27 protein-coding genes are annotated in these 22,329 nt (G+C 72.9%); 21 read left to right on the top strand and 6 right to left on the bottom strand.

Annotated elements, in window-relative coordinates; all coding sequences use genetic code 11:
* Nucleotides 1–77 precede the first annotated feature (77 nt).
* The gene (locus ABZ873_RS29805) at nucleotides 78–653 is read right to left on the bottom strand and encodes a YdeI/OmpD-associated family protein (protein ID WP_360878425.1); all 576 of its coding nucleotides are present in this window, start codon (nucleotides 651–653) and stop codon (nucleotides 78–80) included.
* A 47-nt stretch (nucleotides 654–700) separates the two neighbouring features.
* Nucleotides 701–1,156: a DoxX family protein gene (locus ABZ873_RS29810; RefSeq protein ID WP_360878428.1), complete on the bottom strand. Its 456-nt coding sequence runs from the start codon at nucleotides 1,154–1,156 to the stop codon at nucleotides 701–703.
* A 238-nt stretch (nucleotides 1,157–1,394) separates the two neighbouring features.
* On the opposite strand from ABZ873_RS29810, the gene ABZ873_RS29815 reads away from it, so the two are divergent.
* The 4 genes from ABZ873_RS29815 (at nucleotide 1,395) to ABZ873_RS29830 (ending at nucleotide 5,674) form a co-directional block, all read left to right on the top strand.
* Nucleotides 1,395–2,351, top strand: a complete 957-nt coding sequence (locus ABZ873_RS29815) for a tellurite resistance/C4-dicarboxylate transporter family protein (protein ID WP_360878431.1) — start codon at nucleotides 1,395–1,397, stop codon at nucleotides 2,349–2,351.
* Between the two features lie 109 nt (nucleotides 2,352–2,460).
* On the top strand, nucleotides 2,461–2,895 hold the full coding sequence (locus ABZ873_RS29820) for a VOC family protein (RefSeq protein ID WP_360878434.1): 435 nt from the start codon (nucleotides 2,461–2,463) through the stop codon (nucleotides 2,893–2,895).
* Nucleotides 2,896–3,028: 133 nt separating this feature from the next.
* Nucleotides 3,029–5,314, top strand: coding sequence for an RNA ligase (locus tag ABZ873_RS29825; RefSeq protein ID WP_360878437.1), 2,286 nt, complete (start codon nucleotides 3,029–3,031; stop codon nucleotides 5,312–5,314).
* A 9-nt stretch (nucleotides 5,315–5,323) separates the two neighbouring features.
* Nucleotides 5,324–5,674 carry an NTP pyrophosphohydrolase gene (locus ABZ873_RS29830; protein ID WP_360878440.1) on the top strand — a complete coding sequence of 117 codons (351 nt, stop codon included), beginning with the start codon at nucleotides 5,324–5,326 and terminating at the stop codon, nucleotides 5,672–5,674.
* A gap of 7 nt (nucleotides 5,675–5,681) precedes the next feature.
* Here ABZ873_RS29830 and ABZ873_RS29835 read toward each other — a convergent pair whose 3' ends face one another.
* Complete coding sequence (locus ABZ873_RS29835) at nucleotides 5,682–6,176, bottom strand: SH3 domain-containing protein (RefSeq protein ID WP_360878443.1); 495 nt, start codon at nucleotides 6,174–6,176, stop codon at nucleotides 5,682–5,684.
* Nucleotides 6,177–6,379: 203 nt separating this feature from the next.
* Between ABZ873_RS29835 and ABZ873_RS29840 the strand changes: the two genes are divergently transcribed.
* The 12 genes from ABZ873_RS29840 (at nucleotide 6,380) to ABZ873_RS29895 (ending at nucleotide 14,483) form a co-directional block, all read left to right on the top strand.
* On the top strand, nucleotides 6,380–6,754 hold the full coding sequence (locus ABZ873_RS29840) for a YbjQ family protein (RefSeq protein WP_360878446.1): 375 nt from the start codon (nucleotides 6,380–6,382) through the stop codon (nucleotides 6,752–6,754).
* 116 nt (nucleotides 6,755–6,870) lie between these two features.
* Entirely contained in the window at nucleotides 6,871–7,791 is a 921-nt protein-coding gene (gene bla / locus ABZ873_RS29845) for a class A beta-lactamase (protein WP_360878449.1), read from the top strand.
* Between the two features lie 93 nt (nucleotides 7,792–7,884).
* A complete protein-coding gene (locus ABZ873_RS29850; RefSeq protein WP_360878452.1) occupies nucleotides 7,885–8,514 on the top strand; it encodes a class I SAM-dependent methyltransferase in 630 nt (209 codons plus the stop codon).
* A 144-nt stretch (nucleotides 8,515–8,658) separates the two neighbouring features.
* Nucleotides 8,659–9,135 (top strand): LPXTG cell wall anchor domain-containing protein, encoded by a 477-nt coding sequence (locus ABZ873_RS29855; RefSeq protein WP_360878455.1) that lies wholly within the window; start codon nucleotides 8,659–8,661, stop codon nucleotides 9,133–9,135.
* Between the two features lie 8 nt (nucleotides 9,136–9,143).
* On the top strand, nucleotides 9,144–9,821 hold the full coding sequence (locus tag ABZ873_RS29860; RefSeq protein WP_360878458.1) for a SigE family RNA polymerase sigma factor: 678 nt from the start codon (nucleotides 9,144–9,146) through the stop codon (nucleotides 9,819–9,821).
* The gene (locus ABZ873_RS29865) at nucleotides 9,818–10,321 is read left to right on the top strand and encodes a hypothetical protein (protein WP_360878461.1); all 504 of its coding nucleotides are present in this window, start codon (nucleotides 9,818–9,820) and stop codon (nucleotides 10,319–10,321) included. Before ABZ873_RS29860 ends, ABZ873_RS29865 begins: the two co-directional genes overlap by 4 nt.
* Nucleotides 10,322–10,470: 149 nt before the next feature.
* Nucleotides 10,471–10,998 (top strand): DUF6879 family protein, encoded by a 528-nt coding sequence (locus ABZ873_RS29870; protein ID WP_360878464.1) that lies wholly within the window; start codon nucleotides 10,471–10,473, stop codon nucleotides 10,996–10,998.
* 43 nt (nucleotides 10,999–11,041) lie between these two features.
* Nucleotides 11,042–11,893, top strand: coding sequence for a helix-turn-helix transcriptional regulator (locus ABZ873_RS29875; protein ID WP_360878467.1), 852 nt, complete (start codon nucleotides 11,042–11,044; stop codon nucleotides 11,891–11,893).
* A gap of 184 nt (nucleotides 11,894–12,077) precedes the next feature.
* On the top strand, nucleotides 12,078–12,485 hold the full coding sequence (locus ABZ873_RS29880) for a hypothetical protein (RefSeq protein ID WP_360878470.1): 408 nt from the start codon (nucleotides 12,078–12,080) through the stop codon (nucleotides 12,483–12,485).
* The gene (locus ABZ873_RS29885; RefSeq protein ID WP_360878473.1) at nucleotides 12,482–13,180 is read left to right on the top strand and encodes a DUF6875 domain-containing protein; all 699 of its coding nucleotides are present in this window, start codon (nucleotides 12,482–12,484) and stop codon (nucleotides 13,178–13,180) included. Before ABZ873_RS29880 ends, ABZ873_RS29885 begins: the two co-directional genes overlap by 4 nt.
* A complete protein-coding gene (locus ABZ873_RS29890) occupies nucleotides 13,096–13,980 on the top strand; it encodes a protein kinase (RefSeq protein WP_360878476.1) in 885 nt (294 codons plus the stop codon). The genes ABZ873_RS29885 and ABZ873_RS29890 overlap by 85 nt, the downstream gene beginning before the upstream one ends.
* Nucleotides 13,974–14,483, top strand: coding sequence for a GNAT family N-acetyltransferase (locus ABZ873_RS29895; RefSeq protein ID WP_360878479.1), 510 nt, complete (start codon nucleotides 13,974–13,976; stop codon nucleotides 14,481–14,483). Before ABZ873_RS29890 ends, ABZ873_RS29895 begins: the two co-directional genes overlap by 7 nt.
* A 37-nt stretch (nucleotides 14,484–14,520) precedes the next feature.
* Here ABZ873_RS29895 and ABZ873_RS29900 read toward each other — a convergent pair whose 3' ends face one another.
* Nucleotides 14,521–14,982 (bottom strand): MarR family transcriptional regulator, encoded by a 462-nt coding sequence (locus tag ABZ873_RS29900; protein ID WP_360878482.1) that lies wholly within the window; start codon nucleotides 14,980–14,982, stop codon nucleotides 14,521–14,523.
* A 208-nt stretch (nucleotides 14,983–15,190) separates the two neighbouring features.
* Between ABZ873_RS29900 and ABZ873_RS29905 the strand changes: the two genes are divergently transcribed.
* Genes ABZ873_RS29905 through ABZ873_RS29915 form a run of 3 tightly spaced genes read left to right on the top strand, consistent with a single transcriptional unit; the run spans nucleotide 15,191 to nucleotide 18,610 of the window.
* Nucleotides 15,191–16,435: an MFS transporter gene (locus ABZ873_RS29905; protein WP_360878484.1), complete on the top strand. Its 1,245-nt coding sequence runs from the start codon at nucleotides 15,191–15,193 to the stop codon at nucleotides 16,433–16,435.
* A 49-nt stretch (nucleotides 16,436–16,484) separates the two neighbouring features.
* Complete coding sequence (locus ABZ873_RS29910) at nucleotides 16,485–16,925, top strand: heme-binding protein (RefSeq protein ID WP_360878487.1); 441 nt, start codon at nucleotides 16,485–16,487, stop codon at nucleotides 16,923–16,925.
* A 59-nt stretch (nucleotides 16,926–16,984) separates the two neighbouring features.
* Complete coding sequence (locus ABZ873_RS29915; RefSeq protein WP_360878490.1) at nucleotides 16,985–18,610, top strand: glycoside hydrolase family 20 protein; 1,626 nt, start codon at nucleotides 16,985–16,987, stop codon at nucleotides 18,608–18,610.
* A 107-nt stretch (nucleotides 18,611–18,717) separates the two neighbouring features.
* Here ABZ873_RS29915 and ABZ873_RS29920 read toward each other — a convergent pair whose 3' ends face one another.
* Entirely contained in the window at nucleotides 18,718–19,536 is an 819-nt protein-coding gene (locus tag ABZ873_RS29920; RefSeq protein WP_360878493.1) for an endonuclease, read from the bottom strand.
* A gap of 242 nt (nucleotides 19,537–19,778) precedes the next feature.
* On the opposite strand from ABZ873_RS29920, the gene ABZ873_RS29925 reads away from it, so the two are divergent.
* Nucleotides 19,779–20,345 carry a DJ-1/PfpI family protein gene (locus ABZ873_RS29925; RefSeq protein WP_360878496.1) on the top strand — a complete coding sequence of 189 codons (567 nt, stop codon included), beginning with the start codon at nucleotides 19,779–19,781 and terminating at the stop codon, nucleotides 20,343–20,345.
* 30 nt (nucleotides 20,346–20,375) lie between these two features.
* On the opposite strand, the gene ABZ873_RS29930 is transcribed toward ABZ873_RS29925, so the two are convergent.
* Nucleotides 20,376–21,188, bottom strand: a complete 813-nt coding sequence (locus ABZ873_RS29930; protein WP_360878501.1) for a glutamate ABC transporter substrate-binding protein — start codon at nucleotides 21,186–21,188, stop codon at nucleotides 20,376–20,378.
* Nucleotides 21,189–21,535: 347 nt separating this feature from the next.
* On the opposite strand from ABZ873_RS29930, the gene ABZ873_RS29935 reads away from it, so the two are divergent.
* Entirely contained in the window at nucleotides 21,536–22,075 is a 540-nt protein-coding gene (locus tag ABZ873_RS29935) for a TerD family protein (RefSeq protein WP_360878504.1), read from the top strand.
* Nucleotides 22,076–22,329: the final 254 nt, after the last annotated feature.

Below are 22,329 nucleotides of genomic sequence, written 5' to 3' on the forward strand. Positions count from 1 at the left end.
CTCGGGGCGGCCGGGCCCGACGGCCGTTTCACCCCTGCGTACGGACGTACGAACGGCCCCGCGCGCGGACGGACGGCTCACTCCGCGGCCTCGCCCGCCAGCAGCCGCACGGCCCGCTCCAGCCGGGCCCGCCGGGTCTCCGGGGTGAGCGCCTGGAGGAGCGGCAGCGCCACGAGGTAGCGGCCGGTCCGGTCCAGGGCCTCGAACGCGGCACGGGCCGCCGGCCGGGCGTCGAGCTCCGCCGCCAGGTCCGGCGGCACCTCCGCCGTCCGCTGGGAGGCGTAGGCCCCGGTCCAGCGGCCGTCCGCCTGGGCCTTGCGCACCTCGGCCAGGCCCGGTTCGCGCATCCGTCCCGCGGCCGTGAGCGCCGCGACCTTCTCCACGTTCACCTGCGACCACAGGCTCCGCGGCCGGCGCGGCACGTACTTCTGCAGGTAGTGGCGCTCGTCGAGCGAGCGCCGCTGCCCGGAGATCCAGCCGTAGCAGAGCCCGATGTCGACCAGTTCGTCATCGGTGACCGACGCGATGCCGGACTTCTTCTTCGCCAGCTTCACCCACAGCCCTTCCTGGCGCGTGTGGTGCTCGGCGAGCCAGTTCTCGAACGCCTCCGCGTCCGGGAAACCGACGATCTCCACCCCGTTGAGTTCGTCCATGCGTTCAGGCTATCGGCCGCCCGCCCGGCCGAAGCGTGAACGATTCCTCAGGCGGTCACGGCCTCCGGCCGGGTCTCGTCGCGGTGGCCCCGGGCCGCCGAGCCGCGCGAGGGGAGCAGGGAGTCCAGCGCGAGGGCGCCGGGGCCGGTGAACACCAGCAGGAGGAAGGCCCAGCAGAACATCGCCGACGCCTCCCCGCCGTTCTGCAGCGGCCACAGGGCGTCGGGCTGGTGCACGGTGAAGTAGGCGTAGGCCATGGAGCCGGACGCGACGAACGCGGCCGCCCGCGTGCCCAGCCCGAGGAGGACGAGGACGCCGGCCACGAGCTGGATGGCCGCGGCGTACCAGCCGGGCCAGGTGCCGGCCGCGACGGTCCCGCCGCCGTGCGCACCGCCGAGCACCCCGAAGAGGGAGGCGGCGCCGTGCGAGGCGAAGAGCAGGCCGGTGACGATGCGGAACAGACCGACGGCGTAGGGCCGTGCCTGGTCGAGACGTGTGGTCATGGGGGGAGGCTCCTTCGGGGTGGGGGACAGGGTCCGAAGTAGTGCGGGAATCAACGAAGAGCAGCCAAAGGTTAGGTAGACCTAACTCGCCTGACAAGCGCGAGTTCCGGCCACCGGCCGGTCACCACCAGGCCGCCACCGGGACACGCCCCGGCCACCGCCCGCCCGCAGACCAGCCGTGGGCGCCAGTCGGCCCAGTCCGCTGGCGGCCCGCCGGGCCGTGGGTTCCGCTGGAGCCGTGAGCATCGTTCCCGGTCCGGGCTGGTGGGCGGGCCTGCCGCCGGCCGCGGGCGCCGCCGTCATGGCCACCGGCATCCTCTCCGTCGCCCTGCACCAGACCGGGCACGACACCCTGTCCCTGGTCGCGCTGGCCCTCGCCCTCGTGCTGTGGCTCGTCCTCGCCTTCGACTTCGCCTTCCGCCTGCTCGCGGACCGCGGGCGGTTCCGCGCCGAGGCCGACACCCCCGCCGCGCTGACCGCCGTGGCCGCCACCACCGTCATCGGCACCCGGCTCTCCCTGCTCGGATGGCAGAGCGTGGCCGCCGCCCTGCTGCTCCTCGCCGCGGTCCTCTGGCCCGGACTGCTCCTCAACGTCCTGGCCCACTGGCGGCGCCGCATGCCCGGCGGCGCCTTCCTCGGCTGCGTGGCCACCCAGGGGCTCGCCGTCCTCGCCGCCACCCTCGCCGCCGCCTGCCGCGCCGACTGGCTGGCCTGGGCGGCGCTCGCCGCCTTCTGCCTCGGGCTGGTGCTGTACGTGGCGGCCTTCCTCCGCTTCGACCTGCACGAGGTGGTGGGCGGCGCCGGTGACCACTGGGTGGCGGGCGGGGCCCTCTCCATCTCGGCCCTGGCCGGATCCAAGCTCACCGCCTCGCCCGTCTGGACCGGTTCCGCCCACGGGGCCCTGCGCATGGTCACACTGGTGGCCCTGGCGCTCTCCCTCGTCTGGTACGTCGTCCTGCTCGCGGCCGAACTGCGCCACCCCCGGCCGCGCTACGACATCCGGCGCTGGGCCACCGTCTTCCCCCTCGGCATGACCGCAACCGCCTGCCTCTCCGTGGCGGATCCGGCCGGGCTGCCCTGGCTGGTCCCGCTCGGGAAGGTCCTGCTCTGGATCGCCGTCGGCGCCTGGCTGCTCACCGTGGCGGTACTGCTCTCCTCGGCCGCCACCGCGCGCCGTACCGCCGGACGCCCGTGAAAGCTGTGGCCTGTGAAAGCCGTCGCCCCTGAAAGCCGCCGCCCGCTGGCCCCCTCCCGTACCAGCAGTCCCATGGCGGGGCGGGTCCCGGGCCAGTAGGGTCCCCTGCATGGCGTACACGTTTCAGGTGACCATCGACTCCGCGGACCCGCACCCGCTCGCCGACTGGTGGGCGGACGCCCTCGGCTGGGAGGTGGAGCCGAGCGACGAGCAGTTCATCCGCGGCCTGATCGCCGCGGGCCACGCGACCGAGGACGACACCACCACCCACCGCGGGGTGCTCGTCTGGAAGGTGGGCGCCGCGATCCGCCACCCGGAGGGGCTGGCGGGCGCCCCGCGCATCCTCTTCCAGCTGGTCGAGGAGCCCAAGACCGTCAAGAACCGGGTCCACCTCGACGTCCGCACCGGCTCGGACGACCCCAAGGCCGTGGTCGAACGCCTCCTCGCCAAGGGCGCCGTGCACCTCCACGAGGGCCGGCAGGGCCCGAGCGTATGGACCACGCTCGCCGACCCCCAGGGCAACGAGCTCTGCGTCTCGCACTGACCGGCACCGCCGCCGGGCGGCCGCCCACCACGGGCCGCCGCCCGCTTCGGTACCCCTCGGACCAGCCATAATTGATTACCGGGCATCCCCTCCCGCACGTGAGAATGAGCCATCTCATACCGGGAGGGAACCCATGAGCCAGGAGCCCCTGACTCTGCACGACCTGCTCCCCGCGCAGGCGCTCGCGGAATCGATCGACGCCGGGTACGTCACCCGCAAACCGCACCCCGAACTGCCGCTGTCCATCTACACGTACACCCGGACGGCCCAGTACGAACGCGTCTGGAACGAGGTCACCACCCGGTGCCGCGGACTCGTCGCCGACGACACCACCGGCGCCGTCGTCGCGCTGCCGCTGCCGAAGTTCTTCAACGTCGGCGAGCACGAATCCGGCCAGCCCTACGCCCCCGCCCTCCCCGACGAGCCCTTCGAGGTCTACGACAAGGTGGACGGCAGCCTCGCCGTCGTCTTCCACTACGCGGGCCGCTGGCGGGTCGCCTCCAAGGGGTCCTTCATCAGCGCCCAGGCCACCTGGGCGCAGCGCCGGCTCGACGGCCTGGACACCACCGGCCTGCAGCCCGGCACCACCTACCTCGCGGAGATCCTGTACCCGCAGAACCGCATCGTCGTCGACTACGGCGACCGCCGCGACCTCGTCCTCCTCGCCGCCTTCCGGCTGGACGGCACCGAGGTCCCGCTCGCCGAGGCCGCGCCCCACTGGGCGGGCATCGGCTCCGTCGTGACGGTGTGGCCCGCCATGCCGCTCGACGAACTGCTCGCGCTCACCGAGACCAACACCCTGCCCGGCGGCGCCGCCGCGAGCGGTATGGACGCCGAGGGCTTCGTCCTGCGCTTCGCCTCGGGCGTGCGCGCCAAGGCCAAGCTGTCCGAGTACGTACGGCTGCACAAGGTGCTCACCGGCGTGACCGCCCGCGACATCTGGCGCGGCCACGGCATCCAGCGGTTCGCCGGGCTGCCCGCCAAGCAGCTCGCGCAGGGCCTGAACTGCACCGTCGCCGAGATCGAAGCCTCGGGCGGCAAGCCCCTCGATGCCCTGCTGGAGCAGGTGCCCGACGAGTTCGACCACTGGGTGCGTGGGGTCGTCGCCGGTCTGGAGGAGGCCGCCGCCCGCCACGAGCGCGCGATCGACGAGGCGTACGCGGGCCTCGCGCACCTGACCGCCGACCGCGGGGCCTTCGCCCGCGCGGTCGCGCAGCTGCCCGACCGTACCGTCCGGCCCGCGATGTTCATGCGGCTCGACGGCCGGCCGACGGAGCTGACGTCCTGGCGTCTGGTCCGCCCGGACACCGCCGACCCGTACCTCGCGGACGAGGAGAACAAGACCGGACCCGAGGGGGAGGGCAGGCCCGCGCCCGCCTCCGTACCCGCGGCCCGGCCCGCCGCCGCCCGCGTGCGGCAAGCGGCGCCCGCGCGGACTCCGGCGCCTGCCGAGGCCGGGCCCGATGCTCCTGGGGCGGAGGCCCCGCTGCCCGTCGTCCACGTCATGACCGGGCTGCCCGCCTCCGGCAAGACCACGGCCGCGCGCGCCCTCCAGGCCGCGTCGGGCGGCCGGATGCGCCGGGTCAACCTGGACGACCTGCGGGCCATGCTCGACCTGCCGGACCCGGAGCGGGGCCGCAGCTTCGCCCATGAGCAGACGGTGCTCCAGGTGCAGGACGCGGCCGTCCGCGCCGCCGTCGACGGCGGTTTCGACGTGGTCGTCGACAACACCCACCTGACCAAGAACATCCCCAAGCGGCGCAAGGCGGCCGTCGGCGGACTGGCGACCTTCGTCGTGCACGACTTCACCGACGTCCCGCTGGAGGAGTGCCTGCGCCGCGACGCCGCGCGGGAGCACCAGGTCGGCGAGGAGATCATCCGGATCCTGGCGGACAAGCACCGGCAGGCCCGCAAGGGCGGCTGGCGGCTGACCTCGGAGTGGATGAACGGCACCTCGGCTGGGACGGCCGTGCCGCCCGTGACCCCGTACGTCCCGGACCCGGCGCTGCCCACGGCCGTGATGTGCGACATCGACGGCACCCTCGCCCTCACCGGCGACCGCGGCCCCTACGACTTCACGCGCTGCGAGCTGGACCTGCTCAACGCCTCGGTGCGGCACGCCCTGGACGCCTTCCGGCGCGCCGACGGCGATGTGATCGTGCTGCTGTCGGGGCGGAGCGAGGAGTACCGCGTACAGACCGAGGCATGGCTGCGCAGGCACGAGGTGCCCTACGACGAGCTGTGGATGCGCGCCCGGGGCGACACGCGCCGCGACGACGTGGTCAAGGCCGAGCTGTTCGACGCGCATGTGCGCCACCGGTACGCGGTACGGGTGTCGCTCGACGACCGGGACCGGGTGGTCGCGGTCTGGCGCCGGATGGGCCTGCCCACCTGGCAGGTCAACTACGGCGACTTCTAGAGTGACCGCGTGAGCGGTGTGCTGATTGTCGACGGGGCGAATGTGGTCGGTTCCGTGCCGGACGGCTGGTGGCGGGACCGGCGCGGCGCCGCCGAGCGGCTGCGCGACCTGCTGGCCGCGCGGGAGGGGGACGAGGAGATCGTGCTCGTCGTCGAAGGGGCCGCGCGGGGCGTCGAGTCCGTGCCCGGTGTCCGGGTGGAGTCGGCGCCGGGCAGCGGGGACGACCTGATCGTGGAGCTGGCGGCGGCCGCCGCGGAGGGCGGCTGCGTGGTCGTCACGGCCGACCGCGGACTGCGGACACGGCTCCGGGCGTACGGTGTGCGGTGCGTGGGCCCGCGTACCGTACGCCCGGCGGGCTGACCGGAGGTCAGCGGCAGTACCTCACCTCGGAGAGGTTCTTGACGTAGCGCGCGGAGACCCAGCGCTCGCGGTCGTACGCCTTGGCGGCCTTGCGGTCCTCGCGGTCCGAGCCGCCGTTCTCCCAGCTGTCGTTGTCGTTGTTCCCGTTGCCGTTCCCGTTGTTGTTGCCATTGCCGTTGTTGTTGTCGCGCAGGCGGTACCAGATGTTGTTGCCGTCGACGCGCTCGCCCTGCTTCTTGCAGGAGATCTCGACGCGGCTGTTCGGGTACACCCGGCCGACGGACTCCGAACGCGTCGTGGGCCTGCTGCGGACCGTCAGGGCTCCCTTGGAAACGACCTTGCCGGCGGAGTACCGGTCGTACGCGGCCTGCTGCGCGGACGAGGGCTTGCCGACGACGATCTCCCGCGGCCCCTCGTCCGCGCCCGCGACGCCCGCTCCGACCAGACCGAGGACCAGGCTTCCGGTGGCGACAGCGAGGATGGTTCTGGTGGGCTTCAGCATGAGCCGGCTCCTCTGTGACGATCTCCACCCGGCCGCCAAGGGGCGGCGCGGGGTGGCAACATGCGGTTGCCAGGGACGACTATGACGAGAACGGCACGGGTAGCCCCGGTGGCTCACCGCCCTTTAGCCCGATATGACCAATCTGTCCACTGGAGGGCGGCCGCCGGGTGCGGCGACCTGCGGCCGGCGCCAGAGTGGGCGGCATGGGTATCGACGACTACGGCGGCGGGTCCGGCGCGCACGAGACCGGCGTCCTCATCGTGACGACGAACGACGTCCCCGGCTACCGCGTGGAGCGGGTCATCGGTGAGGTCTTCGGGCTCACCGTGCGCTCCCGCCACCTCGGCAGCCAGATCGGCGCGGGCCTGAAATCGATGGTCGGCGGCGAGTTGAAGGGGCTCACCAAGACGCTGGTGCAGACCCGCAACCAGGCCATGGACCGGCTGATCGAGCAGGCCAAGGCGCGGGGCGCGAACGCCGTGCTGATGATGCGCTTCGACGTCACGGACGCCGCCGACGTGGGCACCGAGGTGTGCGCCTACGGCACCGCCGTGGTGCTCGTCCCGGCCTCGACCTGACCGGGCCTGACCAGTCCTGGCAGTTCCTGACCGGTCATCGGGGCGCGCCGGGAACCGAATTGATCATTTTTGGCGTCTTCTGGGCCACACCACCCGGCAGAAGAGGAGACACCGACGTGAAGACCCCAGGGGCCGCACCGTCCCGTCGCGCACTGCTGACCGTGGGAGCGGGGGCCGCCCTGGCCGCCACGCTGCCCGCCGCCCCGGCCACCGCCGCCGCGCCCCCGCACGGCGGCACCGGCGTCGTGGCCCGGCTGCGCGCGCTGGAACGCGAGTACGGGGCCCGGCTGGGGGTGTACGCGCGGAACACCGCCACCGGCCGGACCGTGCTCCACCGGGCCGACGAACTCTTCCCCATGTGCTCGGTGTTCAAGACCCCCGCCGTGGCCGCCGTCCTGCGCGATCTGGACCACGACGGCACCGAGCTGGCCCGGCGGATCCACTACACGGCCCAGGACGTCACCGACGCCGACGGTGGCGCCATCACCTCCCGCCCCGAGAACATCGCCGGCGGACTCACCGTCGCCGAACTCTGCTCCGCCGCCATCTCCTACAGCGACAACGCCGCCGCCAACCTGCTCCTGCGCGAGCTGGGCGGACCCCACGCCGTCACCCGGCTCTGCCGCTCGCTGGGGGACCGTACGACACGGCTCGACCGCTGGGAGCCCGCGCTCAACTCGGCGGAACCGTGGCGGATGGAGGACACCACCAGCCCCCGCGCGATCGCGGCCACCTACGAACGCCTCGTCCTCGGGGACGCGCTGGACCCGGGGGACCGGAAGCTCCTGACCGGCTGGATGCTCGCCAACACCACCAGCGGCGCCCGCTTCCGGGCCGGTCTGCCCGCCGGCTGGTCCCTGGCCGACAAGACCGGCGCCGGCTCCTACGGCACCAACAACGACGTGGGCATCGCCTGGCCGCCCGGCCGCCCGCCCGTGGTGCTTTCCGTCCTCAGCACCCTGCGCGAGCAGGCCGCGCCGCGCGACGACACCCTGATCGCCAGGACCGCCCAACTGCTGGCCGACGCCCTCGTCTGACGGTCGGCCGGACCCCTCGCACGAAGGGCTCCCGCCGGGCCGCCCGGGACTTGTACGGTGAACCGACGTCCCACCGGAGCGAAGGGCGGCCCGATGAGCCGACGCAAGACAGCGGAAGAGGTGTTCGACGCGCTGGGCGAGCGCTACGAGGAGGTGTTCGGGCAGGTGCCGGGGCAGCTCGCCGCCCTCGACTGGCTCACCGAGCGGCTGCCCGCCGGAGCCCGGGTACTGGACGTGGGCAGCGGCACCGGGCGGCCCACCGCCGAGGCGCTGGCCCGGGCGGGCTGCTCCGTGACCGGCATCGACGTCTCGGCGTCGATGGTCGCCCTCGCCCGCACGCGGGTCCCGCAGGCGCGCTTCGAGCAGGCGGACGTACGTACGTACACGCCCGAGCGGGCCGGATTCGACGCGGTGTGCGCCTTCTTCCCGCTGCTCGTCATGGACCAGCCGGAGGTCGGGGACGCCCTCGACCGGATGGCCTCGTGGATCGCGCCCGGCGGGTACTTCGTGATGGCCACCGTCCCCGGCGACATCAGCGGCGTGGACATCGAGTGGATGGGCCACCAGGTCACCGTCAGCAGCCTGTCCACCGAGGCCCATCTGGCCCGGATGGAGGAGCGCGGCCTGGAGGTGCTGCACCACTTCACGGCCTCCTTCCGGCCCGCCGACGAGCTGGCGGAGCCCGAGGAGCATCTGTTCTGCTACGCCCGCCGCCGCCCCTGACGGCCCTTCGGCGGACGCGCCGGGGGAGCGGCGGAAAGATTTCCGAGGTTTTCCGGGAACGGCGGCAACCTCCCGGTGGGTCGCGCGTCGTGCGGGGGTGAAGGGGCGCAGTCCGCGCCCCCGCACCGACCGTGGAGAACCACCGTGAAGAACCTCAAGCACGTCCCCCTGGCCGTCCGCCACGCGGCCGTGGCCGCTGCCGCCGCCGGGGCGGCCCTCGCCCTCGCCGGCCCGGCGGTCGCCGCGGGCGGCGGCTCGGCCGCGCCCTCCCCGTCGGTCAGCCAGCCCGCCAGCGCCTCGCCCAGCCGCCCCGCCCCCCAGCCGTCCCCGTCGGTCAGCACCCCCTCGGTGTCGGACGCCGGCTCCGGCCGCAGCGCCTCCCCGAGCAGCAGGCCGAGCGTCTCCCCGAGCAGCCGGCCGAGCGCCTCCCCGAGCCAGAGCGGCCCGAGCGGGCGGCCCAGCGCCTCGCCCTCCGAGCCCGCCCCCGCCGCATCCGGTGAGGCCGAGCTCGCGCATACTGGCTCCTCGGCCACCACCGTCGCCCTCGGGGCGGGGGCCACCGGCCTGATCCTCGCCGGTGCCGGAGCCCTGTACGCCGTGCGGCGCCGCGCCAACAGCTGAGGAACCCCGTGCTCCACCTCGCACCACCCGTCGGCCCCCTCGTGCCCGGCTTCGGCCGGGCATGGCGGGGCCTGTGGTCGTTGCTGCGCCGCGAGAGCCCCGCCCCGCGGCTCTCCCCGCGCTCGCGCACCACCGCGTACGAGCGGGCGTACGGGACCGGGGGCGCCCGGGCCCACGACCCGCTGGGCGACGACGTACGGCCGCCCACCGTCACCGACCTCTACCACGCGCACCGGCTGCGGATGGTCCGGCTGGCGGTGCTGCTCGTCGACGACCTGGCCACCGCCGAGGACGTGGTGCAGGACGCCTTCACCGCCCTCTACCGGCGCCACGGTGAGCAGATCTCCGAGGTCGACAACGCCCTCGGCTACCTGCGCACCGCCGTGGTCAACACCGCGCGCTCCGTGCTGCGCCGCCGGCGCACCGCCCGCGCCTGGACCCCGCCACCGGCGGTGGACATACCCTCCGCCGAGGACCACGTCGTCCTCGACGAGGCCCACCGCGAGGTGCTGGCCGCCCTGGCCCGGCTGACACCCCGGCGCCGGCAGGTGCTGGTCCTGCGCTACTGGGCCGACCTCAGCGAGGCCGAGATCGCCGAGACGCTGGGCATCAGCCGCGGCGCCGTGAAGTCGAACGCGAGCCGCGCGCTGGACGCGCTGGAACGGAATCTGGAGGGACGGATATGACGCGCGACGGCGAACACCCCGGCGAACATCCCGGCGAACGCCCGGTCGAGACGAGGCTCCGCACGGCCCTCGACGCCCGCGCGGACGGCATCGACATCCGCATGCTGCGCCCCGCCGCCCCGCCCGGGGCCCACACCGGGCGCCGGCGGGCGAGCACCCTGCGGCGCTTCGCCCTGCCCCTGGCCGGCCTCGCGGCCGCCGCGGCGGCCGCGATCGGCTACCTGCTGGTGGCCCCGGACCACTCCCCGGGCCCGCAGCCACCGGCCGACCAGCCGAGAACCACGGCCCCCAGCCCCACCCTCCCCTCACCGACCCCGTCCCCGGGCACGGCGGGCCCCACCCACCGCACGCCGAGCGCCTCGTCCTCGGACCCCTCGGACACCCCTTCCCCCCGAGGCCGCCAACCCAGCCCCTCCACCTCCCCCTCCCCGAGCACCCCGGTCCGCACCACCCCGACACGCAGCGCCCCCACCCCGGACGCGTCACCGAGCGTGCGCTAGGCGGCGGTGCCGCCCGCCCCCCCCGGCGCTCCGGGGCGCATTGAAGCAGCCGACCGCCCGCCGCTGTTCGCGCCCTTGACCGCGGCAGCCCCGGCACGGGACGTTCGTGCCGCAACTCCGCGCAACCGGCTCGTTCAGGAGGGCGTGCGATGCCGCAGAAGCCGTCGGCACCCAGCTTTGAGGGCCTGCTCGACTCCGCCCGCGAGCAGGCCCTGCACCTGGAGCTGCGCGATGTCTACGCCGTCGGGGAGGAACGGGAGGTCTACAGCGCGTTTCTGAAAGATGGCAGCGTGCCTGCGGACGACTCGGCCTACTGGAGCGGGTGGCTGCCGTTGGTGGAGCGGACCGTCGCCCGCGGGGTCAAGGTCGCACGGGCCCGGATCGTCTCCGAACCGGTCACGGAGTACATCCGCTTCGAGCACGCCATCACCGACGCGAACCTCCGCGCCGGCGAGGAAGTCCGCTGGCTCGGCCGCCGGCACGCCTCCGCGCTCGCGCTGCCCGGGAACGACTTCTGGCTCATCGACGATGCGATCGTACGGTGGAACCTCTTCTCCGGCGACGGCGTGGCCCTTGAGCCGGACCACGCCGAAGACCCCGCCGCGGTCAAACTGTGCGCCGAAGCCTTCCAAGCGGTGTGGGAGCGGGCCGTCCCGCACGGCGACTACCGCATCTGACTCTTCGCCCACCGCACTTGCACCCTCCGAAGGCCGCCACCTCATGACCACCGCCTCCCCGTCCTCGGCCGCACAGGCCGCCCGAGCTGCCCTCGCCCGCCGCCTGGTGGGCCTGCGCAGGGACGCCGGGCTCAAGGCGTACGAGGTGGCGGACCGGTGCGGCTGGCACAAATCCAAAGCCTCCCGCATCGAGAACTGCCGTTCCCTGCCCTCGGACGACGACATCCGCGCCTGGTGCCGTGCCTGCGGCGCCGACGACCACGCGCCCGACCTGATCGCCGCCTCCCGCACGGCGGATGAGATGTACCAGGACTGGAAACGCCTGCACCGCGACGGCATCAAGCCGTTCCAGGAGTCGGCCGTCCCCCTCTACCGGCGCACGCGCTGCTTCCGCGTCTACTGCTCCAACGTGGTCCCCGGCCTCCTGCAGACCCATCCGTACGCCACCACGTTGCTGTCGGCCATCAGCACCTTCCAGGGCACCCCGAATGATGCCGCCGACGCGGCGACCGCCCGCCTGGACCGCTCCCGCGTCATCTATGAAGGGGACCACCGTTTTGTGCTCCTGGCCGAGGAAGCCGTCCTGCGCTACCGGATCGGTGACGCCACCGTGATGGCCGGTCAGCTCGGCAAGCTGCTGGAGCTGATGTCCCTGCCCTCGGTGGCCTTCGGGATCATCCCGCTCACCGCCGAGCGCAGGATCTGGCCGCTGGAGACGTTCATGGTCTTCGACGCCGACCGGGTCCTCGTCGAGACGTTGTCTGCCGAGATCGCCATCACCAGCGCCTCCGAGATCGCCGTGTACGCCAAAGCATTCGCTCAGTTGCAGGAGTTGGCCGTGTTCGGGGCGCGGGCCCGTGCCCTGGTCCGGGCCGCGATCGAAGCGCTCGGGTGACCGTCCGCAACTCCGCGCAACTTCCTTGAGGCGCGCCGGGCCGCCTCCCTAGTGTCGAGCGCACGGCAGAACGCCATCGGCGACCAGGCGACCTGGGCTTCCGGATGCCCCGAGCCGTCCAAGCCCGGAGATCGTCCCCCTGTGGCGCACCTGCACCCCACCCCGGCACCGAGAGGGATCACCAATGAGCACCGCGACCACCGAGCTGCGCCGGTTCCTCACCATCACCGGCCGGCGCCTCCGCGACGGCCAGTCCGCGCCCGAGATGTTCTCCCCGGCCGTGGACGCCGCCTGGCACAAGGCGCTCGGCACCCCGCAGTACGAGGCCCTGTGCCAGGAGACCGCAGGCCGGCCCATCCGCCACGTCGCGAACAACGGCCACGGCCCGATCGCCTGGGTCACCGCCTACGAGGCCGCGTACGGGCCGCTCCCGGACATCTGGTTCACCGACGCCGACGGCACCGTCGACGACCAGGCGGTGGCCCGCTACCGCGAGACCGGCACTGTGGTCGCCGAGTGGGACTGCGGCCCCGCCGGTGGCGACGGCGACGACGACGTCGCGCCCGACCAGCCGGAGACCTCCCGCCGGTGACGACCAGCCGTACGCGCGTGGCGCCCCGGCCGACCGCCGGGGCGCTGCGCCTCGTCGAGGCCGGCACCGCCACTCCGGCCACCATCGACATCACGGCGTACGTGCGGCGGATGGCCGCCCACTGCCCCTACCTGGCTCCTTCCCTCCGTCATGGCCTCACCGCCTGGACGGTCTACCGGGCCGTCGGTGAGCCTGCGGCGGTGGAGGCGGAGCTGTTCCACGCGGGCGTCCGGGCGGCGGAGTGGCTGCGTCCGCTGCTGAACCGCCCGTACGGCGGCCTCCGGTGCGAGAACATCGTCCTCCTCGGCCATGTACCGGGCGCCACGCACCGCGATCTGTTGGCCTGGCCGCATTGGGTCCTCAAGAACCTCTACGGCTCCGTCGGGATCATGTTCGGCAAGTTCCACGAGAGCGAGGAGGAACTGACCGCCGCGGGCGACCGAATCCCGGCCGCGCCTGTCTCGTTCCTCCCCGTGAGGGCCGCCGTACGCCGCCGGGACCCCCGCTTCCTGAGTGCGACTCCCGACCTGGCCGCAGCCCTTGCCGTGGCCGAGGACGACGGCCGCGACGTGTTCGAGCACGTTCCCGACGAGTGGAAGGAGATCAGGGCATGGTCCACGCGCTTCCGCCCCCTGGCGAAGCCCTCGACCGCCTCGCCGGACGGCTGGGGGCGCCTCTCGACTCCAGCCTCCTGAGCGACCGGCGGGGCACCCGGACCTGGAAGATCCGGGGGAGTCGGGGAGCCGTGGCCCTCAAGGCGAACAGCCCCGAGCAGGAGACCGTACGGGCCAAGGCCGCCGAGATGGCTCAGGAGGACGATCACCTCCTCCGCCTCACCGCGGCCGGGGCGCTCCGTCCCGGCTACCGCATCGACGCCGGTTCCTGGGATGGGGGCCGGTGGCTCGCGGTCCGCTGGGTCGACGGCGTCCCCCTGTGGCGGGCGCTCGCCCTGGCCCGGGGACCCGAAGGCGACCGGCCTTCGGTCCGGCCCTGGCTCCGGGGGATTGCCCGCACCTGGGCCACGCGTCTGGCCGCGATGCACGCGGCCGGATGGGCTCACGCCGACGTCCAGCCCACCAATACGCTCGTCACCCGTGACGGCCGCGCCGAGGTCATCGACTACGCGCTCGCCTGCGGGCCCGATCCCGGCGGACGCCTGCCGTACCGGGGCGCTCTGACCCACACCACCGCCCCGGAGATCGCCGCCGCCGTTCTCGCGACCTCGGCGGACACACACATCCAGGCGGAGCCGTCTGCCGACGTCTGGAGCCTGGGGGCATCCCTGTTCTGGTGCTGGACCAGCCACCGTCCCGTGCCCTATGACGACCGCCTCGGCCGGCCGGAGAAGCTGGCCGTCATCGCCCGAGGTGGCACGCTCCCGCCGGCCGACGTGCGGCCCTGGCGGTTTCCCGGGTTCGAGGACACCATCAGCGCCTGCCTGGCCCCCGACCCCGCCGACCGTCCCACCGCCAAGGAACTGATCGCAGCATGGTGACCCTGCGCGCACTCGACCTCGACGACGCCCCTGCCCTCACCCGCATCTACAGCGGCGCGTCGGTCCGGTACACCACGGGGAGGACGCTTCCTCTCGACCAGGCACGGGAAAGGATCCGCAGCGCCCTCGCCCGGGCGGCGGAGAGGCCACAAGCGCAATGGAGCTGGGGGATCCTCGCCGAGGACACGATGGTCGGCCTCATCGCCCTGCGGCGACGCTCGCCCGTCCTGGGGACCATCAGCTACATCCTGCGCGAGGACGCCTGGGGCAACGGTTTTGCGTCCGCAGCCGCACAGCAGGTCGTCGACTTCGCCTTCTCCGATGCCGGTCTGAGCCGGCTGGAAGCCATGCACCACCCCGCGAATCCGGCTTCGGGTCGCGTCCTGGCCAAAGCCGGCTTCACCCGCACCGGTACCACCGGTCAGCCCGCTGCGGATGGCACGGCGACGCCGTACGAGACGTACGCGCTGGACAGGGCCACGGACCAGGGATCGTACGAGTAGCCGCGGTCGTACCGCTCCAGCCGTGCGCGCGCCCGCCTCAGACCTGGGGGTTGCGGAGGTTTTTGACCGCCGATACCAAGGGGGCCAGTTCCGGGAGGTGGGAGGCGGTTTCCAGGGCTTCGCGGAGGGCCTTGTCGTTGGTGGGGCGGGCTGATTCCAGGAGGGTCAGGCCCGCCTCGCTCACGTCTGTGTAGATGCCGCGGCGGTCGGTGTCGCAGAGGTAGCGGTTGAGCAGGCCGCGGTCCTCCAGGCGGCTGACCAGGCGGGTCGTCGCGCTCTGGCTGAGGACCACCGAGTCGGCGACCTGGTGCATGCGCAGGTGGCCGCCGGGGCCGTTGTGCTGCCTGCTGAGCACGTCCAGCAGGGAGTACTCACGCACGCTGAGGCCGTGTCCGGCCTGCAGGGCGCGTTCGATGTGGGCCTCGATCCGCCCGTGCAGGAGGGAGAGGGCGCACCAGCCCTGGGAGAGGGCGGTGAGCGCGCTGTCCGTGGCCGTCATGGGCTCCTCCATCGAGCGTGCCGCACTGCGTACCGGCGGCGTATCGGCGTATCGGCGTGTGCCACCCAGGATAGGCCACATCCGCAATAGCCCGCGCTTGCAAATATCCCGCGTCTGCAATTAATGTGGACGCAGGCAATCGGCGCGAGCATTCAGCTCGTGGCCCCGCCCCCGGCTCCACCCCCTCCCCTGAAGGACACCTCCCCCCATGCCTCTCGCACTTCTCGCCCTCGCCGTCGGGGCCTTCGGGATCGGCACCACCGAATTCGTGATCATGGGTCTGCTCCCCGAGGTCGCCGGTGACTACGGCGTCACCATCCCCACCGCCGGCTTCCTCGTCACCGGCTACGCCCTGGGCGTCGTCCTCGGCGCCCCGCTGATGACCGTCCTCGGCACCCGCATCCCCCGCAAGCGCATGCTGATGCTGCTCATGGGCTTCTTCATCGTGGGCAACGTGCTCTCCGCGCTGGCCCCCGCCTTCGGCATGATGCTGGCCGGCCGCGTCGTCGCCTCGCTCGCCCACGGAGCCTTCTTCGGCATCGGCGCCGTCGTCGCCGCCGAGCTGGTCGCGCCCGAGAAGAAGGCCGGGGCCATCGCCATGATGTTCACCGGCCTCACCGTCGCCAACGTGGTCGGCGTCCCGCTCGGCACCCTCGTCGGACAGACCCTCGGCTGGCGCGTCACCTTCCTGATCGTCGCCGCCCTCGGCGTCCTCGGCCTGCTCGGCATCGCCCGGCTGGTCCCCGAACTGCCCCGGCCCGAGGGCGGGGTCCGCGTCCGCCGCGAGCTCGCCGCCTTCCGCAACGTCCAGGTCCTGCTCGCCATGGCGATGACCGTCCTCGGCTTCGGTGGCGTCTTCGCCGCCATCACCTACATCACGCCGATGATGACCGACGTCGCCGGCTTCGCCGACTCCTCCGTCACCTGGCTCCTGGTCCTCTTCGGCCTCGGCATGGTCGCCGGCAACCTCATCGGCGGACGCTACGCCGACCGCGCGCTGATGCCCATGCTGTACGTCTCCCTCGGCGCGCTCGCCGTCACCCTCGCGGTGTTCACCCTCACCGCCCACAGCAAGTTCGGCGCCGCCGTCACCGTCGTCCTGATCGGCGCCCTCGGCTTCGCCACCGTCCCGCCGCTCCAGAAGCGCGTCCTCGACCAGGCCGCCGGCGCGCCCACCCTGGCCTCCGCCGTCAACATCGGCGCCTTCAACCTCGGCAACGCCCTCGCCGCCTGGCTCGGCGGCATGGTGATCGCCGCCGGTCTCGGCTGGACCGCCCCCAACTGGGTCGGCGCCGCCCTGGCCGCCTCCGCCCTCGTCCTCGCCCTGATCTCCGGCGCCCTGGAGCGCCGTACGGCCGGACGCGGCGCCACCGGCGGCCCGGCCCTCACGGCCACCGCCCCCGAGGCGGCCGGCGCCCCCGAGCCGGCGGGCGCCGTGCCCGCGCACCACTGATCCGGCCGCACCCCGCCCCGTACGCACCACCCCGCAAGGAGAGACCCGCATGTCCGGCACCACCACCCCCTCCGCCCCCACCGCCGTCGCCCCGCTGACCACGCAGGACGCCGAACTGCTCGTCGCCGCGGCCACCGCCGCCGCCGAGGCGGCCGGGGTCACCGTCAGCGTCAGCGTGCTCGACGCCGGAGGCCACCCGCTCGCCTTCCGCCGCGACGACCGCGCCGTCCTGATCTCCGGCGAGACCAGCACCCGCAAGGCGTACACCGCCCTCCAGCTGAACGCGCCCACCGCCGGCCTCGTCGACGCCGTCCAGCCCGGCGGCCCCTTCCACACGCTGCCCACGGCCCTCGACCGCCCGCTGCTGTTCATCGCCGGCGGACTGCCCGTCCACCGCGACGGCCGCCTCGTCGGAGCCATCGGCGTCGGCGGCGGCGCCCCCGAGCAGGACCACGGCTTCGCCGCCGCGGCCCTCGACGCCCTGGTCTGAGACGCCGGGTCGCGTTCACGAGTCCCCCGTGCCACCTTGGTACGGGGGACTGGAACATCATGAGGAAGCCGAGGCAGCACAGGAGGGTCCACGTCATCGCGACGGCGACGGCCGCCGCGCTGGTCACCCTTGCCCTCCCCGGCTGCACGGCCGCCTCCGAGAAGGGGCCCGCCCCCGGCACCCCCACCGGGCCGGGCACCAGCGCCTCCGGCCGGGCGGCGGCCCCCGACCCTTCCGGCAGTCCGACGCCCAGCCCCTCGTACGCGCTGTCCACCGCGCCGCTCACCATCCCCGCCGTACGGGAGCACGAAGCGGCCCGCGGCCCCGGCTGGAAGCCCGCGCCCGGCGCCCGCGTGGTCGTCGCCCAGGGGGACACGGCCGCACTGGCCGACGAGGCGCGGATGCTCGCCGGTGAGCTGGGCCTCGCCTACGGGGAATCGGCCGCACCGCGCGCCGGGGACGTGGAGCTGTCCGTGGAGGGCAGCGGCCCGGCCGAGTCCTACACCATGGCCGTCAAGGACAACCAGGTACGGATCAACGGCCCCGACGAAGCCGGTGTCTTCTACGGCACGCGCACCCTCAAGCAGGCGATACGCGGCAGCGGAGCGGCCCCCGAGGGCACCGTCCGCGACGCCCCGGCCAAACCGCAGCGCGGCCTCAACCTCGACATCGCGCGCAAGCACTTCACGCCCGACTGGATCGAGAACCGGCTGCGCGAGATGGCCGACCTCAAGATGAACCAGCTCGGCCTGCACTTCTCCGACGACCAGGCGTTCCGGATCGAGTCCGAGAGCCACCCCGAGATCGTCTCCACCCCGCACCTCACCAAGGCCCAGGTGCGCGGCATCGTCGCCCTCGCCGACCGCCTCCACATCACCGTGGTCCCGGAGATCGACTCGCCCGGACACCTCGGGGCCGTCCTGCGCGCCCACCCCGACCTGCAACTGCGCGATGTCAACGGCAAGGCGGTCAAGGGAGCGGTGGACATATCCAACCCGGCGTCGGCCAAGCTCATCGACGAACTGCTCCGCGAGTACCAGCCGCTCTTCCCGGGCGGCGCCTGGCACCTCGGCGCCGACGAGTACCAGGCGCTGGTGGTCCGCGACCCGCAGGCGTCCTTCCCGCAGCTCGCCCGCGCGGCACAACAGCGCTACGGCTCCTCGGGGCGGGTCCAGGACCTGGCCACGGGCTGGCTCAACGACCGCGCCGACGTGGTCCGCCCGACGGGCAAGGCGCTCAAGGCGTGGAACGACGGCTTCTTCCGGGGCGGGGTGACGAGCGCCGCCAAGGACATCCAGGTCGAGTACTGGACGGGCAAGGAGATCGGCGCCCGGCCGCCGCTGGAGTACCTGCGCGAGGGCCGCAAGGTCGTCAACCTCAACGACGAATACCTCTACTACGTGCTCGGCCAGCCCAACGAGTTCACCTACCCCACCGGCCGCCGCATCTACGAGCAGTGGACCCCGCTGGTACTGCGCGGCACCACCCCGGTCCCCGCCTCGTACGACGGGCAGATACTGGGCGCTCGGCTCGCCGTCTGGAGCGACCTGGCCGGGGCCCAGACCCAGGACCAGGTGGCGGCGGGCATCCGGATGCCGCTGGCGGCGCTCTCGCAGAAGGTCTGGGACGCGCGCCAGCCGACGCTGCCCTGGGACGGCTTCCGGTCCCTCGCGGACCGGCTCTGAGCAGGGCATCGCGTACCGCGGCACGACGCGGCTCGGTGTAGCGCGACACGGCGCGACACGGCGCGGCCCCCGGCGAACCGTTTCGCCGGGGGCCGCGCCGCGCGGGATCACCAGATGGAGTTGACCCACTCCGGGTGATCGATGAACGGGTTGCGGTTGTGCTGGTAGGTGTCGAATATGACCTGGTTGCGGCGCTGCTCGAAGGCGTCCGGCGGGTCCATCTGGTTCCACTGCTTGAGCAGGCTCAGCCGGCCGTGCAGCGGCGCCGTGCCGTTGTTGACCGTGTCGTTCAGCTCCAGGTTCGCGAAGCCGTCGCCGCCCTCGTAGCGGACGGCCATGTAGAACAGCATGCGCGCCACATCGCCCTTGACCGCGTCGCGCGGCTCGAAGGAGTCGGAGTCCGTGAGGCTGCCGGGGGCCTCGCCGACGGCGCTGCCGCCCTTGTCGAAGTCCTTGTTCCCGCGAGTGCTGTTGACGGTCACGTCCTCGGGACGCAGGTGGTGCAGGTCGGTGCCCGGACCGGTGGCCGTACCGAAGTCGCCGTGGCTCTTGGCCCAGACGTGCTCGCGGTTCCAGTCGTTGGCGCCGCCGCCGTTGGTGGACTTGGACTGGGAGCGGCCCGAGTAGAGGAGGATGACGTTGTTCGGGTTCGCCGGGTCCTGGTCGGTCGCCTTGAGGGCGTTCCACACGCCGTCGTAACTGACCTTGGACTGGGACTTGATGATGCCGTGCAGGGCCGACTTGAGCGCCGCCCCGGTCTTGCCCTCGGCGGGCGCGTAGTACGAGTCGACGGCGGAGGCCGGGGCAGGGGCGGAGGCCGGGGCCGCCGCGGGCTGCTGCTGGCCGGCGGAGGCCGCCGCCGGGACGGCGAACAGGCCGGCCGCCGCGAGACAGGCCGCCCAGGGGGCCAGGCGCGAGATCTTCATCTGGTGGGGGGTACCTCTCCGAACGCACCGTCCCCGCCTGGGGAATGGGCGGGGCATCGGGTGGCGGTGCAAGGTTCACATTGTCATGTGCCCCTCAGGTGAAAATCTCGTGTCCGGAAGGGAGAAGCTCGGTGTGTGCCGCCCGGCCGCCGCGGGCAGGGTAGCGATGGCCCCGGCGGGGCCGCCCGGAACCGACCCGAAACGCCCCGAACCGACCTGAACAGCCCCTGGGGGAGCACCCGATGCCCGTGAAGATCCTCATCGTGACCGGCGACGCCGCGGAGTCGCTGGAGGTCCTGTATCCGTACCAGCGCCTGCGCGAGGAGGGGTACGAGGTCCACATCGCGGCGCCGGAGGTGAAGAAGCTGCGCTTCGTGGTCCACGACTTCGAGGAGGGCTTCGACACCTACACCGAGAAGCCCGGCTACACCTGGCCCGCCGACCTGGCCTTCGCCGACGTCGTCACCGAGGAGTACGCGGCCCTGGTCGTCCCCGGCGGCCGGGCGCCCGAGTACCTGCGCAACGATCCCGAGGTGCGGCGGATCCTGGCCGCCTTCGCGGAGGCCGACAAGCCCATCGCGCAGATCTGCCACGGCCCGCTGATCACCGCCGCCGCCGGAGGGCTGAACGGCCGCCGGGTGACCGCGTACCCGGCGCTGGAGCTGGACATGAAGGCGGCCGGGGCCGAGTTCGAGGACGCCGAGACCGTCGTGGACGGCACCCTGGTGTCGGCGCGGGCCTGGCCCGACCACTCGCGGTGGATGCGGGAGTTCCTGACCGTGCTGCGCGCCAAGGCCCCGGTGGCCTGACGGCCCCGGGACCCGGCGCGGCCGGGTGGGTCAGCTGACGGCGGCGACGGCGGGGGCCGGCTCGTACTTGTAGTCCGGGCCGAAGTTCTTCTTCACGGCCGCCTCCCAGCTGCCGTCCTTGACCATCTTGCGCAGGGCGTCGTTGATCTTCCCCTGGAGGTCCTTGTCGCCCTTCTTGACGCCGATGCCGTAGTTCTCGTTGCTGAGGGTCTGGCCCGTCAGCTTGAACTTGCCCTCGTTGCCCTTGCGCGCCGCGTAGCCCGCCAGGATGGAGTTGTCCGTGGTCATGGCGTCGACGCGGCTGTCCTGGAGGGCCACCACGCAGTCCGAGTAGCTGGCGAGCTCCAGCAGGCCGGCCTTCGGCGCGAGGTTCTTCTTGAGGTTCTCGGCCGAGGTGGAGCCGGTCACCGAGCACAGGCTCTTGGAGTTCAGGTCCTCGGCCTTGTTGATGGAGGTGTCGCCGGCGCGGGTCATCAGGTCCTGGTGCGCGACGAAGTACGGGCCGGCGAAGTCGACCTTCTCCTTGCGCTTGTCGTTGATCGAGTAGCTCGCGACGACGAAGCGGACCTCGTTGTACTGGAGCAGCAGCTCGCGGTCGTTGCTGTAGACCTGCTTGAACTCGATCCGGTCCGGCTTGTAGCCGAGCTCCTTGGCCACGTACGTGGCGACGTCCACGTCGAACCCGGTGTAGGTGCCGTCGGCCTCGCGCAGCCCGATGCCCGGCTGGTCGAACTTGATGCCGATGGAGAGGGTCCCCTTGTCCTCGTCTTCACCGGTGCACCCGGTAGCGGTCAGGGCGAGAACGATCACTGCGGCGACCGCACCGGCCTGGGGAACCTTCATGTTGCACTCTTTCCTGGGGGAACACGGAACGCGTCACCGGGATCGCCGGGTGTGTGGAACCGCGAGAACGTACGTGACGTCGGGACATGTGTACGAGGAAGCTAGGAAGCGCGCGGCCGCAGCGTCACTAGATTTGAGCGGAACTTGAGGATAACGATCCGGCTCGACCGTAGATTCTTCGGTCCGAATGGGTCGAAACGTTTCTCTTTCCTCGGAACCGGCGCGTACCGGTGGCATCCGGACGCCGCGCTCCCCGTATCCGGTCACCCGTGTCCGTTCCCCCGGAGCGTGGCGGTGCGCCCGTGGAATCATGGGTGGTCAATGACCGTAAAAGAAGGGGGAGTTCGGTGAACGGCGTACGTAAGGGGCTGGCCAAGGTGGAGGTCGCCCTGCGGTGGGACCCCAGCCCGGCGGGCACTCCCGTGAACGACCTCGACATCGTCGCCGCGGTCTACGGCGCGGCCGACCCGCAGGGGGCCCCGGTCCAGCTGGTGCACTTCGGCAGCCGGTCGCCCGACGGGACCATCACCCTGAACCGGGACAGCCATACCGGGCAGGGCTTCGGCTTCGACGAGGTGATGACCGTCGAACTGCAGCGGATGCCGCCGGAGTCGGTGCGGGTGGTGGTCGGTGTGGTCATCCAGCCCACCGGGGGCGGGACGGGCCCCGTGAAGACCTTCGGCGGGATCGGCGGCACCGGATTCCGGATCCGCGAGGGGCATGCCGATCTCGCGGAGGGAGACTTCTCGGGGGTGCCGGGGGCGACCGCCGCGACCGTGGCCGAGTTCACCCGTGACGGCTCGGGTGCCTGGTCCTTCGGCCTGCGGCTGGAGGGCTTCGAGGGAGGCCCGGAGGAGTTCACCCGGGCCATGGGCGGGGTCCGCTGAGCGAGGCGCCCGGCGCCCGCGGCCATCGCGTACGTACGCCCCGTACGCACGCGCGGACCGGGCGGCGGCCAGTCGCACGCGTGGCCGCCGCCCGGTCCGGGTGGCGCGCTGCCGCCGTCCCCACGAGGCAGCGCGGGCCGGGGGCCCGCCGGTGTCCCGGACGCCGCCCGACCGGGTGAGGGGGGCGGTGCGGGCGGGGTTAAGGGGGGGGGGGGGGGGGTTGGTGGGGGCGCGGGGGGGGGGGGGATGCCCAG

It is taken from the genome of Streptomyces sp. NPDC047014 (genome assembly GCF_040644195.1).
Lineage (GTDB): Bacteria > Actinomycetota > Actinomycetes > Streptomycetales > Streptomycetaceae > Streptomyces.

Excerpts from the sequence above, each read along its gene's own strand:
- ABZ873_RS29805 (WP_360878425.1), bottom strand. The coding sequence starts at position 653 with ATGGACGAACTCAACGGGGTGGAGATCGTCGGTTTCCCGGACGCGGAG.
- ABZ873_RS29810 (WP_360878428.1), bottom strand. The coding sequence starts at position 1,156 with ATGACCACACGTCTCGACCAGGCACGGCCCTACGCCGTCGGTCTGTTC.
- ABZ873_RS29820 (WP_360878434.1), top strand. The coding sequence starts at position 2,461 with ATGGCGTACACGTTTCAGGTGACCATCGACTCCGCGGACCCGCACCCG.
- ABZ873_RS29825 (WP_360878437.1), top strand. The coding sequence starts at position 3,029 with ATGAGCCAGGAGCCCCTGACTCTGCACGACCTGCTCCCCGCGCAGGCG.
- ABZ873_RS29835 (WP_360878443.1), bottom strand. The coding sequence starts at position 6,176 with ATGCTGAAGCCCACCAGAACCATCCTCGCTGTCGCCACCGGAAGCCTG.
- ABZ873_RS29840 (WP_360878446.1), top strand. The coding sequence starts at position 6,380 with ATGGGTATCGACGACTACGGCGGCGGGTCCGGCGCGCACGAGACCGGC.
- ABZ873_RS29850 (WP_360878452.1), top strand. The coding sequence starts at position 7,885 with ATGAGCCGACGCAAGACAGCGGAAGAGGTGTTCGACGCGCTGGGCGAG.
- ABZ873_RS29865 (WP_360878461.1), top strand. The coding sequence starts at position 9,818 with ATGACGCGCGACGGCGAACACCCCGGCGAACATCCCGGCGAACGCCCG.
- ABZ873_RS29870 (WP_360878464.1), top strand. The coding sequence starts at position 10,471 with ATGCCGCAGAAGCCGTCGGCACCCAGCTTTGAGGGCCTGCTCGACTCC.
- ABZ873_RS29875 (WP_360878467.1), top strand. The coding sequence starts at position 11,042 with ATGACCACCGCCTCCCCGTCCTCGGCCGCACAGGCCGCCCGAGCTGCC.
- ABZ873_RS29880 (WP_360878470.1), top strand. The coding sequence starts at position 12,078 with ATGAGCACCGCGACCACCGAGCTGCGCCGGTTCCTCACCATCACCGGC.
- ABZ873_RS29890 (WP_360878476.1), top strand. The coding sequence starts at position 13,096 with ATGGTCCACGCGCTTCCGCCCCCTGGCGAAGCCCTCGACCGCCTCGCC.
- ABZ873_RS29895 (WP_360878479.1), top strand. The coding sequence starts at position 13,974 with ATGGTGACCCTGCGCGCACTCGACCTCGACGACGCCCCTGCCCTCACC.
- ABZ873_RS29900 (WP_360878482.1), bottom strand. The coding sequence starts at position 14,982 with ATGACGGCCACGGACAGCGCGCTCACCGCCCTCTCCCAGGGCTGGTGC.
- ABZ873_RS29905 (WP_360878484.1), top strand. The coding sequence starts at position 15,191 with ATGCCTCTCGCACTTCTCGCCCTCGCCGTCGGGGCCTTCGGGATCGGC.
- ABZ873_RS29910 (WP_360878487.1), top strand. The coding sequence starts at position 16,485 with ATGTCCGGCACCACCACCCCCTCCGCCCCCACCGCCGTCGCCCCGCTG.
- ABZ873_RS29915 (WP_360878490.1), top strand. The coding sequence starts at position 16,985 with ATGAGGAAGCCGAGGCAGCACAGGAGGGTCCACGTCATCGCGACGGCG.
- ABZ873_RS29920 (WP_360878493.1), bottom strand. The coding sequence starts at position 19,536 with ATGAAGATCTCGCGCCTGGCCCCCTGGGCGGCCTGTCTCGCGGCGGCC.
- ABZ873_RS29925 (WP_360878496.1), top strand. The coding sequence starts at position 19,779 with ATGCCCGTGAAGATCCTCATCGTGACCGGCGACGCCGCGGAGTCGCTG.
- ABZ873_RS29930 (WP_360878501.1), bottom strand. The coding sequence starts at position 21,188 with ATGAAGGTTCCCCAGGCCGGTGCGGTCGCCGCAGTGATCGTTCTCGCC.